This is a genomic window from Delftia sp. UME58 (assembly GCF_014170385.1).
GTDB lineage: Bacteria > Pseudomonadota > Gammaproteobacteria > Burkholderiales > Burkholderiaceae_C > Comamonas > Comamonas acidovorans.
On record NZ_LZZV01000107.1, the window covers coordinates 19,223 to 31,556 of the forward strand.

General features: G+C 67.4%; 11 protein-coding genes. 2 read left to right on the forward strand and 9 right to left on the reverse strand.

The window, feature by feature from the left end:
* Positions 1 to 135 precede the first annotated feature (135 nt).
* Entirely contained in the window at positions 136 to 1,611 is a 1,476-nt protein-coding gene (gene guaB, locus A9976_RS28540; protein ID WP_183021764.1) for an IMP dehydrogenase, read from the forward strand.
* A gap of 89 nt (positions 1,612 to 1,700) precedes the next feature.
* Here the strand turns inward: guaB and ilvD are convergent, their stop codons facing one another.
* Positions 1,701 to 3,398, reverse strand: a complete 1,698-nt coding sequence (gene ilvD / locus A9976_RS28545) for a dihydroxy-acid dehydratase (RefSeq protein ID WP_183021765.1) — start codon at positions 3,396 to 3,398, stop codon at positions 1,701 to 1,703.
* A gap of 103 nt (positions 3,399 to 3,501) precedes the next feature.
* On the opposite strand from ilvD, the gene A9976_RS28550 reads away from it, so the two are divergent.
* Positions 3,502 to 4,428 carry a LysR family transcriptional regulator gene (locus A9976_RS28550; protein ID WP_183021766.1) on the forward strand — a complete coding sequence of 309 codons (927 nt, stop codon included), beginning with the start codon at positions 3,502 to 3,504 and terminating at the stop codon, positions 4,426 to 4,428.
* 20 nt (positions 4,429 to 4,448) lie between these two features.
* On the opposite strand, the gene A9976_RS28555 is transcribed toward A9976_RS28550, so the two are convergent.
* The 8 genes from A9976_RS28555 to A9976_RS28590 form a co-directional block, all read right to left on the reverse strand.
* The gene (locus A9976_RS28555) at positions 4,449 to 4,904 is read right to left on the reverse strand and encodes a RidA family protein (protein ID WP_183021767.1); all 456 of its coding nucleotides are present in this window, start codon (positions 4,902 to 4,904) and stop codon (positions 4,449 to 4,451) included.
* A 24-nt stretch (positions 4,905 to 4,928) separates the two neighbouring features.
* Complete coding sequence (locus A9976_RS28560; RefSeq protein WP_183021768.1) at positions 4,929 to 6,254, reverse strand: OprD family outer membrane porin; 1,326 nt, start codon at positions 6,252 to 6,254, stop codon at positions 4,929 to 4,931.
* A gap of 222 nt (positions 6,255 to 6,476) precedes the next feature.
* Positions 6,477 to 7,145, reverse strand: coding sequence for a TetR family transcriptional regulator C-terminal domain-containing protein (locus A9976_RS28565; RefSeq protein WP_183021769.1), 669 nt, complete (start codon positions 7,143 to 7,145; stop codon positions 6,477 to 6,479).
* Between the two features lie 5 nt (positions 7,146 to 7,150).
* A complete protein-coding gene (locus A9976_RS28570) occupies positions 7,151 to 8,119 on the reverse strand; it encodes a PDR/VanB family oxidoreductase (RefSeq protein WP_183021770.1) in 969 nt (322 codons plus the stop codon).
* Positions 8,120 to 8,172: 53 nt separating this feature from the next.
* Positions 8,173 to 9,213, reverse strand: coding sequence for an ABC transporter substrate-binding protein (locus A9976_RS28575; RefSeq protein WP_183021771.1), 1,041 nt, complete (start codon positions 9,211 to 9,213; stop codon positions 8,173 to 8,175).
* Positions 9,214 to 9,263: 50 nt separating this feature from the next.
* Positions 9,264 to 10,649 (reverse strand): FAD-binding oxidoreductase, encoded by a 1,386-nt coding sequence (locus A9976_RS28580; protein WP_183021772.1) that lies wholly within the window; start codon positions 10,647 to 10,649, stop codon positions 9,264 to 9,266.
* Positions 10,639 to 11,544 carry an ABC transporter permease gene (locus tag A9976_RS28585; protein WP_183021773.1) on the reverse strand — a complete coding sequence of 302 codons (906 nt, stop codon included), beginning with the start codon at positions 11,542 to 11,544 and terminating at the stop codon, positions 10,639 to 10,641. Before A9976_RS28585 ends, A9976_RS28580 begins: the two co-directional genes overlap by 11 nt.
* Positions 11,522 to 12,322: an ABC transporter ATP-binding protein gene (locus A9976_RS28590; protein ID WP_183021774.1), complete on the reverse strand. Its 801-nt coding sequence runs from the start codon at positions 12,320 to 12,322 to the stop codon at positions 11,522 to 11,524. The genes A9976_RS28585 and A9976_RS28590 overlap by 23 nt, the downstream gene beginning before the upstream one ends.
* Between the last annotated feature and the right edge of the window lie 12 nt (positions 12,323 to 12,334).

The window sequence follows — 12,334 nt, forward strand, 5'->3', positions numbered from 1 at the left end:
GTGATTGGGGTGATCGGGCCGGTTGCAGGTAGCAATAGCAGGAAATGATGGCGGGCAGCGATAGCGGGGAACAATGGCCTACAGCATACATTGTGATCCGGCGCACGGGTACAATCCTTCTTTTGGAGCTCTCACATGCGCCTTCTCGGTAAAGCCCTGACCTTCGACGACGTCCTCCTGGTCCCCGCTTTCTCCCAGGTCCTGCCCAAGGACACCTCGCTCAAGACGCGCTTTTCGCGCAACATCTCCCTGAACATCCCCCTTGTGTCCGCCGCCATGGACACCGTGACCGAAGCGCGTCTGGCCATTGCCATTGCGCAGGAGGGCGGCATCGGCGTCATCCACAAGAACATGACGGCAGAGGAACAGGCTGCCGAAGTGTCCAAGGTCAAGCGCCACGAATCCGGTGTGGTGCACGACCCCGTGGTCATCACCCCCGAGCACACCGTGCTGCAGGTGCTGCAGCTGTCCGAGAACCTCGGCATCTCGGGCTTTCCCGTGTGCGACGGTGGCAAGGTGGTCGGCATCGTCACCAGCCGCGACCTGCGCTTCGAGACCCGCTACGACGTCAAGGTCAGCCAGATCATGACGCCGCGCGAGCGCCTGATCACCGTCAACGAGAAAGACGGCACCACGCCCGTGGAAGCCAAGGCCCTGCTCAACAAGCACAAGCTCGAGCGCATCCTGGTCGTGAACGACGCCTTTGAACTCAAGGGCCTGATCACCGTCAAGGACATCACCAAGCAGACCACCTTCCCCAATGCAGCGCGTGACAGCGCAGGCCGACTGCGCGTGGCCGCCGCCGTGGGCGTGGGCGAGGGCACCGAGCAGCGCGTGGAGCTGCTGGTCAAGGCCGGTGTCGATGCACTGGTGGTGGACACGGCCCACGGCCACAGCAAGGGCGTGATCGACCGCGTGCGCTGGGTCAAGCAGAACTACCCGCAGGTCGATGTCATCGGCGGCAACATCGCCACCGGCGCCGCTGCGCTGGCACTGGCCGAGGCAGGCGCCGACGCCGTCAAGGTCGGCATCGGCCCTGGCTCCATCTGCACCACGCGCATCGTCGCCGGTGTGGGCGTGCCCCAGATCATGGCCATCGACAGCGTGGCCCAGGCCCTGCAGGGCACGGGCGTGCCGCTGATCGCCGACGGCGGCATCCGCTTCTCGGGCGACATCGCCAAGGCCCTGGCCGCTGGCGCCTCGACCATCATGATGGGCGGCATGTTCGCCGGCACCGAAGAGGCTCCGGGCGAAGTCATCCTGTACCAGGGTCGTTCGTACAAGAGCTATCGCGGCATGGGCTCCATCGGCGCCATGCAGCAGGGCTCGGCCGACCGCTACTTCCAGGAATCGAGCACCGGCAATCCCAATGCCGACAAGCTCGTGCCCGAAGGCATCGAAGGCCGCGTGCCCTACAAGGGCTCCATGGTCTCCATCGTCTACCAGATGGCCGGCGGCGTGCGCGCGGCCATGGGCTACTGCGGCTGCGCCACCATCGAGGAGATGAACAACACGGCCGAGTTCGTCGAGATCACGGCCGCCGGCATCCGCGAATCGCACGTGCATGACGTGCAGATCACCAAGGAAGCGCCTAACTACCGCGCCGACTGACCAAGCGCCTTCGCGCCAGCTGGGTGCGAGACGCAAAAAGGGTCCGGGCAATCGCTGCCCGGACCCTTTTTTCATGGGCATGGGTTCGTTCAGCCTTCGAAGCGGTCCAATACCGCGCCCGAGCTGGCGCTGGATGCATTGAACGCGAACTTGGCCTGCACGCCCCGCGTGTAGCGGGGCGCGGGGGCCTTCCATGCCGCACGGCGCCCTGCGAGCACGTCGTCGGGCACGTTCAGCTGCAACTGCAATGCATGCGCATCGATGGTGATGGAGTCGCCTTCATGCACCAGCGCAATGGTGCCGCCCACGGCGGCCTCCGGCGCCACATGGCCGACCACCATGCCCCAGGTGCCGCCCGAGAAGCGGCCGTCGGTGATCAGGCCCACGCTCTCGCCCAGGCCGGCGCCGATCAGGGCGCCCGTGGGGGCCAGCATCTCGGGCATGCCGGGGCCGCCCTTGGGGCCCAGGTAGCGCAGCACCATCACATCGCCCGCCTCGATGCGGCCCGCCAGGATGGCCGCCAGCGCCGATTGCTCGTCGTCGAACACGCGCGCCGGGCCGGTGATGACCGGGTTCTTCAGGCCCGTGATCTTGGCCACCGCGCCTTCGGGGCTGAGGTTGCCCTTGAGGATGGCCAGGTGGCCCTGCGGGTAGAGCGCGTCGGCGATGGGTCGGATGACCTCGGGCCTGGGTGGCACATCCGGCACGTCCGCCAGGGTCTCGGCGATGGTCCGGCCCGAGATGGTGATGCAGTCGCCATGCAGCAGGCCCGCGTTCAGCAGCAGCTTCATGACCTGGGGGATGCCGCCCGCCTGGTGCAGGTCCACGGCCAGGTACCTGCCGCTGGGCTTGAGGTCGCACAGCACGGGCACGCGCTGGCGGATACGCTCGAAGTCGTCGATGGACCAGGGCACGCCGGCTGCGTGGGCGATGGCGAGAAAGTGCAGCACGGCATTGGTGGAGCCACCGGTGGCCATGATCACCGAGACCGCGTTCTCGATGGACTCGCGCGTCACGATGTCGCGCGGCTTGAGGTCCCTCTTGATGGCCTCGATCAGCACCCTGGCGGATTCCCGGGCCGAATTCTCCTTTTCGTCATGGGGGTTGGCCATGGTGGAGGAGTAGGGCAGGCTCATGCCCAGCGCCTCGAACGCGCTGGACATGGTGTTGGCGGTGTACATGCCGCCGCACGAACCCGTGCCGGGAATGGCGTGCTGCTCGATGTCCTTGAGTTCCTGGTCGCTGATCTTGCCCGCGGCGTTTTCGCCGACGGCCTCGAACACGCTGACGATGTTCAGGTCCCGGCCTTTCCACCGGCCGGGCAGGATGGTGCCGCCGTACACATAGATGGCTGGCACGTTGGCGCGCAGCATGCCCATCATGCCGCCCGGCATGTTCTTGTCGCAGCCGCCGACCACCAGCACGCCATCCATCCACTGGCCGCCCACGCAGGTCTCGATGCAGTCGGCGATCACCTCGCGGCTGACCAGCGAGTACTTCATGCCCTCCGTGCCCATGGACATGCCGTCCGAGATGGTCGGCGTGCCGAACACCTGCGCGTTGCCGCCGGCTTCCTCGATGCCTGCGATGGCCGCGTCCGCCAGCTTTTGCAGGCCCGAGTTGCAGGGCGTGATCGTGCTGTGGCCGTTGGCCACGCCGACCATCGGCTTGCTGAAGTCCTCCTCCTTGTAGCCCATGCCGTAGAACATGGAACGGTTGGCGGCGCGCGCCTTGCCCTGTGTGATGTGGGCGCTTCGGCGGTTGATGGGCAGAGCTGGGGTGGCCATGGCGTGTTTCTCGCTTGTCTCTCGTGGTGGGGTGCGATGAGTATGGGCGCTTTGATTCATCCGATCCAATCCTATTCATCGCCCGGATTGATATGCTGTACATATGAATGAGCCCCCCATCGACCTGCGTGCCTGGCGGCAGTTCCTGGCCGTGGCGGACGAACTGCACTTCGGCCGCGCCGCCGCGCGCCTGCACATGACGCAGCCGCCCCTGACGCAGGCCATCGCACAGTTGGAGCGCAACCTGGGCGTGGCGCTGTTCAGGCGCTCCAGCCGGCATGTCGCGCTGACGCCGGCCGGCGAGGCACTGCTGCCGCAGGTGCGCGAACTGCTGGCGCGATCGGCGGCGCTGCCGGGGCTGGCGCGTGCCGCGGCGGCGGGCGAGGTGGGGCGCGTGCGCCTGGCCTTCGTCTCCACCATCGGCTTCACCCGGCTGCCGCTGTGGGTGCGGGATTTCGGGACGGACACGCCGGGCGTGGCGCTGGAACTGGTCGAGGCCACAAGCGATGTACAGATGCAGGCCTTCGAGCGCGGCCAGATCGATGCCGGGCTGATGCTGCATGCTCCCGGCCATGCGCCGGCCGGCCTCCAATGCCTGGCCGTGGGACGCGAGCCCATGGTGCTGGCGCTGCCCGCGCAGCACGTGCTGGCCGGCACGGACCGGTTGATGCTGGACGCCGTGCTGGAGCAGCCACTGGTGATCTTTCCGCGCCGCATCATGCCTTCGCTGCATGACGCGGTGATGGACCTGTACCGCCAGCACGGCAAGGTCCCGCGCATCGCGCAGCAGGCGATACAGATGCAGACCATCGTGAACCTGGTCTGGGGCGGCATGGGCCTGGCGTGGGTGCCGGCCAGCGTGATGCAGTTTTGCCGGCCCGGCGTGGTCTATCGCGAAGTGGTTCACGCCTCGGGCACGGGCCGCAAGCCGGTGGCGTTGCCGACCTGCGAGACCAGCCTGGCCTGGCCGGCCGGTGTGCTGTCGCCCGCGCTGGAGCGCTTTGTCGAATTCGTGCGCGCGCAGCGCTGAGGGGCAGGGCTGTGCACCGCTTACCGTGGCAGATGCATGGTGGCCTCCACTTCGACCAGCACCTCGTCGCCTGGCAGAAAGCGCGAGACCTCGACCACCGTGCTCACCGGCGGCGCGCCGGGGTAGAAGAGGCCGCGCACGCGGTTGTAGAGCGCGTAGTGCGGCAGGTGGCGAAAGTACTGCACGAGCTTGAAGACATCCTGCATGGTGCCGCCATGCTCGGCGGCGATCTGGCGGATGCGCTCCAGCACGAACCAGCTTTGCGCGACGATGGCGGCCTCGAACACGTCCACCGACATCTGCCCCGTGGCATAGCCCAGGGCTTGCAGCGCGCTGCGCGCGTGCCCGGGGATGTCGTCGTAGCCGGCCACGGCGCGGCGCGAGGCAGGGTCGACGGCCACCACGCCGCTCATGAAGACGAAGTCGCCCACGCGCCTGGCCGCCGCATAGTGGGCCATTGGTTTGCCCATGTCCATTTCCCGGTCCTTTCATTTGTTGCATTACCAGCGGTATTCCATGGCCAGCCGGTTCTGCCAGAAGTTCGCGGCATGGTTGGGTGACCTGGCCAGTGCAATGAAGTTGGTCACGCGCAGGCCCTTGAGCTTGCCGCTGAACTGGTAGATGGCATAGCCCAGGTATTCCGACTGGCGCAGGCTGGGGGCCGTGGCACTGCTCTTGAGGTCCATGTAGGAGTACCGCAATCCTATGAACCAGCCCGGTGCCGGCGCGCCATTCAGATCCAGCGCCCAGGCGTTTCCGGCGCCCAGGTCCTGCGCGCTGGAAAGAAAGGGCTGGGCGAACATCGGTCCTGAGGCGACATAGTGGGCATAGGGCGTGACCAATGCCCCGTTCAGATAGGAGTCTGCGTTGGGAACGATGCGGTTGTAGCTCAGGGACAGCGTCGCCGAATGGCGCCTGGCACCGACCTGTACGCCGTAGACCTTGCTGTCGACAGGGCCCAGCAGCTTGCGGCCTTCGCCGGTCTGGCGGAACACCTGGCCGGCGATGAAAGGCAGTACGCCGTCGCCGTCGCCTTTGGCGCTCCATTGCGCCTGGGCATAGGCCATCCTGGCGTAGTCCTGGTAGTTGAAATACCAAGCCTGGCCTCTGAGCTCCATGGTCTGGAGATCCAGGCTCCTGACACCGCCCACGCCATAAAAGCCTGGCGTCTCGGCCATGCCTGCTGGGGAATAGGCGTCTATGGTGGTGTTGTAGGTCGTGAGCTTTCTGAAGCGGTCATCGATATAAGACTTGAAGCGCGTCATGCGCACGGCCGTGATGTGGTTGCCATCGGACAGGCCGTAGCGCGCCGAGATGCCCTGGAACAGCTGGGCTGCCATGCGCCAGTCATAGCTGGCGGCAAAGGGCAGCTCGATGGCCTGGTTGCCGAGGGTCACGCGGGCATGGCGGTTTTCCCAGCGTGCATAGGCCTCGCCCATGGCCGTGATGTCGGGCCCCACATAGCCATCGACGCGCGCGGGATCGCCGGACCGGTGCAGCGGGCGCTGCAGGAATCCGGAAACCCCGAACGAGAACCCCTGGTACCCGGCCGAGCGGAAGCCGATTTTCCCGCCGATGCTGGCCGTATCCTGCCTCAGGCCCGGCACGTAGTACGCATTGCTGCTGTGAAAGTAGATCGTGCGTGCATGGCCTTCGAATCGCCCCTTGGACAGCATCTCCCAGGGATTGCTCGCCGGGCTTTCAGCCGCTGGCGTATCGCCACCGGAATCCGCCGCCTGTGCCGCAACGCCTGAAAGCATGGACAAAGCCACCGCAGCCTGATTCAGGCGATGGCGGCAAAGGGATTTTCCGTGGTGCGTCTTCATGGCTTCTCCTGCCTGTGGGGTGGTTTGAAAAATGCGGACTGGGCCGGTTTTTCCCTGGATGCGGGCAAGGCTCTGCCATTCACGCAATAGGGATGCCTGTTGCGTGTTGCCTGCTTCGCGATGGAATGGAAAAAGTGCCTTCCAGAAAGGCCATCACGCCCCATCAGGGCCTGATGCGCAGTGGCATGGCCGCCCGGCTTCTGCGGCGGCCGTGGCTGCCAGCTATCGGACGCCGGAGCCCTTCATCAGGAATGCCATGACCTGTTCGATGAGATAGCGCCGGTCCTTTTCACCGCTGTCGGTCGGCGTGTCGCGGAAATAGGCGGCCTGGGTGGCGTGGTCGGCATAGAACTGCGTCACCGCCCAAATGTGGAACAGCACCAGCATGGGGTCGGCCGGGTCCATCAGCCCCTGGTTCATCCAGTTCTGGAGCACGGCCGCCGCCTGGTGGGTGCGCTGCTTGCTGGTGTCCATCATGCTGCGCAGCACCGGCGCGCCGCGCATCATCTCGGCGGTGAAGATGCGCGAACGCAGAGGGTGCTCGAAGGAGAACACCATCTTGCGGCGGATGAGATCGCCCAGCACCTTGCGCGGGCCGAAGGCCTCGTCGCTGAAGCCGAAGACCACGATCCAGTCGTTGAGGATGTCCTGCAGCACCTGCCGGTACAGCGCCTCCTTGCTGCCGATGTAGTAGTGCAGCTGCGCCTTGGACAGTCCGGCCTTGTCCGCGATGGCCTGCGTGGACGCGCCGGCCAGCCCCTCGCTGGCGAACACCTCGATGGCCGCCTGGTGGATCAGGCCGAGCACCTGCGTGTACTTGCGCGAGCGTCCGCGCGTGGCGGGCGCATCCACGGTGTCTGCGTCGTCGAGGGTGGGGGAGGGAGAGGGCATGGCGGTCACAGCTCGAGCACGAGCGCATGGTTCTTGGCACGCGAGCAGCATAGCGCGATGCGGCTGCGCCGTTCGGTGGCCGTCAGGCAGACATCGCGGTGCTCGGCACCGTCGCCATCGCCGGGGACGACGCAGGTGCCGCACAGCCCCTGCTGGCAGGACACGGGAATGTCAATGCCCACGTCATGCAGCGCATCCACCGCCGTCTGGTCGGCGGCCACGGGCACCTCGATGCCGCGCCGTGCCAGCTTCAGCGTGAAGGGCCGGCCGGTGGCGGCCGCGGCGCTGCCGTCGGGCGCCGCGAAGTACTCGGTGTGCAGCGCCTCCTCGGGCCAGTGGGCGGCCGCTTCGCGCACAGCCTGCACAAAGCCGGCGGGACCGCAGACATACACGTGGGTGCCGGGCGCGGGTTCGGCCAGCAGCTGGCGCAGGTCGATGCGCTGCGAGGCCGGGCCCTGGTCCAGGTGCAGCCGCACATGCGGCGCCAGATCGGGTGCGCGCAAGGCCTGGGCGAAGGCCAGGTGCTCCCGGCTGCGGGCGAACACGCACAGCGTGAAATCCGCGCCGCGCAAGGCCAGTTCCTGCGCCATGGCCAGCAGGGGCGTCATGCCGATGCCGGCCGCCAGCAGCAGGTGGCTGCGCGCCTGGGCGCGCAGCGGGAAGGTGTTGCGCGGCGAGCTGATGGCGATCAGATCGCCCTCGCGCACGCGCTCATGCATGGAGGCCGAGCCGCCCCGGCTGGACGCCTCGCGCTTGACGCCGATCACATAGGCCTGCTGGCCCGCAGGCCGCGGCGCCCGGGCCAGCGAGTACTGGCGCGAGAATCCGCCGGGCATGTGCACGTCGATATGGGCGCCGGCCTCGTAGCCGGGCAGGGGGCGGCCCCACGGATGGCTCAGCTCGAATGCCAGGATGTCGGGTGTCTGCCGCGCGATGCGCGAGACGCGGACGGTGAGCGTGCGTTCGAGGCCCATGCTGCGGGATCTCCTTGTAGCGTGGCGGGAGGGCAAGGCGTGTGCTGCGCGGCTCATTGGCCCGTCAGCTGCTTGCGGATGTCGACGCCCGCGCCCTGGTTGACGAAGCGCGTGTCCACCACCTTGGACAGGTCGATCTGGCCGCTGCGGTACAGGCCGGCCTTGACCATCTTGTCGTGGAAGTCCTTGACGCGCGCCGGATCGATGGCGCCTATGCCCCGGGCCAGCGAATCCTCGCTGTCCACGAGGCCGAGCTTTTTGATGCGGTCGATGTAGCCCTGCTGCACGGCCAGCGAGGCGTCGGGGTTGATCTGGAGGATCCTCTGCTTGGCGGCATCGTTCTTGCCGTACAGGAAGTGGTTCCAGCCGATGATCGAGGCCTCGATGAACCTGCGCACGGTCTCGGGCCGGTTCTTCACCATGTCCGTGCGCGTCTCTATGGTGGTCGCATAGGTGGAGAAACCGTGGTCGGCCAGCAGGTGCACGACGGGCTCGAAGCCGGCCGCGTTGCGGATGGCGATGGGCTCGGAGAACGCATAGCCTTGCTGCACCGATTTCCTGTCGGCCAGGAAGGGGCCCATGTTGAAGGTGTAGGGCCTGAGGCTTTTGTCCTGGAAGCCGTGCTCCGACTTCATCCACTGCCAGAAGCTGAACTGGCCGTCCTTGCCGATGAAGGCCACGGGCGCCCCGGCCATGTCCTCGAACCTGTCGTAGCCCTGGCCCGGATGGGCGAGCAGGGCCTGCGGGTCCTTCTGGAAAAACGCGGCGACCACCACGGTGGGGATGCCGTTCTTGACGTTGTCGAAGGACTGCAGCAGATTGCCCGCCATCAGGAAATCGACCTTGCCCGCGGGCAGCATGGGGCGGTTGTTGACCAGGGCGCCACCTTGCTGGATCTCCACATCGAGGCCGTAGCGCTGGTAGGTGCCGTCCACCAGCGCCTGGTAGAAGCCGCCATGGTCGGCATGCGCCTTCCAGTTGGTGGCGAACACCACCTTTTCCTGGGCGTGGGCGGCCAGCACGGCGCACATGAGCGCCAGGCCGGTGACGGCGCTTCGCAGGAGCGATGGGGTTGGGCGGGCGGGCACGGGCATGGCATGTTTCTCCTGGTGTCGGGAACCTGGCAAAGCAGGGCAGGCGTGGCTCAGCCTTCCTGCTCCATGTGGGGCTGCCAGCCCAGCGTCTTGCCGGGATTGAGCAGGCCCATGGGGTCGCTGCGCTGCTTGAAGGCGATCTGCAGGGCATCGATGGTCTTCATGCCACCGTCCTCGATGGTGACCACATGCGGGTTGAAGACCTGGCAGCCGCCCTGGGACTCGATCTCGCGCACGATGGCGTTCAGGTGTTCCTCGCCCTTCCAGCGCACGAGCACGATGCCGAAGGTGGCGCATTCGCCATGGGCGCGCGCGAAATCCTGGTGCTGCAGCACATCGTCGCCAAAGACCGACAGATGGCGCTGCACCACGGCCGGGTCGAAGGGCTGGGCATAGGCCAGCTGCAGGTAGGTCCAGCCGCGGTCGGCCTTCAGCGCCTGCAGCGTCGTGTGGTTGAAGGCGCATTCGTAGGCGGGCGGCAGGCCCTGGGCCAGCAGCTCGGCCTCGGTTCCGGCGACGGAGATCGTGCCGCCATGCGCCCGGGCCAGGGCGCGCAGCGCCGGCATGGATGCGGGCGGCACCATGGTGAACACGGCGTGCCGGTCGGCTGGAAAATGCCGGCCCATGGCCGTGTAGTACGCGGCAAAGCGCGCCTCCACCGTCGACAGCAAAAACAGGTCCAGCGACGGGTCCTGCGCCGCGATGCCGAAATCCAGCGCCCCACCATAGGTGGGAAACAGCAGGGTGCAATGCACCCATTCCACGGCCGGGCTCAGCGCCACTTCCAGGTCCAGGATCACGCCATTGGTGCCGTAGGCGTGGTGCACCTGCTGGATCTCGTCGCCGGCCAGTTCGATGGTGCGCGGCGTGCGCTCCACCGTCATCACGCGTGCGCGCAGCAGGTTTCCGCTGTCGCGCAGAATGCCGTGCCGGAACGAACCTATGCCCCCGAACCCGCCCGCGATGAAGCCGCCAATGGTGGCCACATGCCAGGTCGACGGCCACATGCGCAGCGCCTGGCCGGTCTCGCGCGCGGCGAGGTCGATGTCGTGCATGCGCGCGCCGGCCTGCACGCGGATGCGGCCCGGGGCGATGTCCAGCACGCGGCACATGGGCGTGACGTCGAGCACGATGCCGCCCCGCAAAGGCACGCATTGCCCGTAGTTGCCCGTGCCGCCGCCGCGCACGGTGACGGGCAGCTTCCAGCGCGCGGCCACGGCCAGCGCCTGGCGCACATCCTCTTCGGTGCTGACCTTGACGACGAGGTCGGCCACGCAGTGCGCGAGCTGCGCCGAAAGAATGGGGCTGTACCAGTGGAAATCGCGGGACAGCTGCCGGCGCTGGCCGGGCGTGCTGATCAGGTTGAGGCCCCGCAGGTCGGCGCGCACGGCCTCCCAGTCGACGGGGGGGCGCTGCGGATGTCCTCTAACGTTCATGGCGCATCTCGCTTTCATGCCAGTGGCCGAGCATCAGGCGCGACAGCGTGGCGAACACGGCGAAGATGACGATGCCCAGCAGCGATACCAGCAGCAGCGCGGCGAACATCATCGGGATCTCGGTGCGAAAGCTCGACTCCAGGATGCGCGATGCCAGGCCGGTCTCCCGGCCCGCCGTGCCCGCCGTGAACTCGGCCACCACGGCGCCGATCAGGCTCAGGCCGCCGGCGATCTTCAGGCCCGCCATGAAGTAGGGCAGTGCGCTGGGCACCAGCAGATGGCGGAAGGTCTGCCAGGGCGATGCCCGGTACAGCCGCAGCAGGTCGCGCAGCAGGCTGTCGGCGCTCTTGAGCCCGATGACCGTGTTCGAGAGGATGGGAAAGAATGCCACGATCCACGCGCACAGCAGCAGCGCCGCCGTGGTGTCGGAGACATAGATCAGGATCAGCGGGGCGATCGCCACCACGGGCGTCACCTGCAGCAGCACGGCCAGCGGGAACAGCCCGATCTCCACCCACCGGGACAGGCCGAAGGCGATGGCCAGCGCCACCCCTCCCACGATGGCGGCGGCCAGCGCCGCCAGCGTCAGCTTGACGGTGAACCACAGCGCGGTGGACAGGGAATCCCAGTGCTCCACCAGCGTGCGCAGGATCAGCGAGGGCGCGGGCAGGATGTAGTGCGCGATGCCGTTGGCGCGCACCGTCCATTCCCAGGCCAGCAGCAGCGCGGCGACCACGGCCAGCGGCACGGCCACGCGCAGCGCGGATTCGCGGCGGTGCAGCCGGTCCTCGTGGGCGCGCAGCGATTCAGCCGTGGGAGTGGTGGCCGCAGGCGCAGTGGCTGCCGGGGCCGCTGTGGCCGGGATTGCGGATTCAATGGTCGATGTCGAGGCCATGCAGTGCTCCATGCAGTGAACGGGAGACGGCGGCGCAGTGCGCGTTGTAGCGGGTCGACGTGCGAAACGTCTCGCCGCGCGGGTAGGGTTCGTCGATGCGGATCTCGTCGATCACACGGCCGGGGCGCGCGGCCATCACCACGATGCGGTCGGACAGGTACACCGACTCGTAGACGCTGTGCGTCACGAAGACGATGGAAAAGCGCTGCTCGCGCCAGATGGCCAGCAGGTCGTTGTTGAGCTTGATGCGCGTCATCTCGTCGAGCGCGGCAAAGGGCTCGTCCATCAGTAGCAGGCGCGGGCGGGTGACCAGGGCGCGGGCGATGGACACGCGCATCCTCATGCCGCCCGACAGCTCGCGCGGGTAGACGTCGGCGAAGCGCGAAAGCCCCACCATCTCCAGCGCCTGCTGCACCACCGGCGCGGCGGCGTCGCGGCGCGTTCCCGACAGCCTCAGGGGCAGCCACACGTTGTCGAACACCCGGGCCCAGGGCATGAGGGCGGGCTCCTGGAACACAAAGCCCAGGTCGCGCTCGCCACGCGGCTGGCCTGGTGTGTCATCGCGCCAGTCGATGTCGCCGCCGCTGCTGCGTGCCAGGCCCGCGATCAGGCGCAGCGCCGTGCTCTTGCCGCAGCCCGAGGGGCCGAGAAAACTGATGAAGTCGTGCTCGCCGATGTCGAGCGACATGCCGTCAAGCGCCAGCGTGCCGTTCGCGAACCGCTTGCCGACCTCGCGCAGGCGCACCAGGGGCGGGCCGTCCCCGGTGCAGGTGTGGATGGGGGTGGGGGT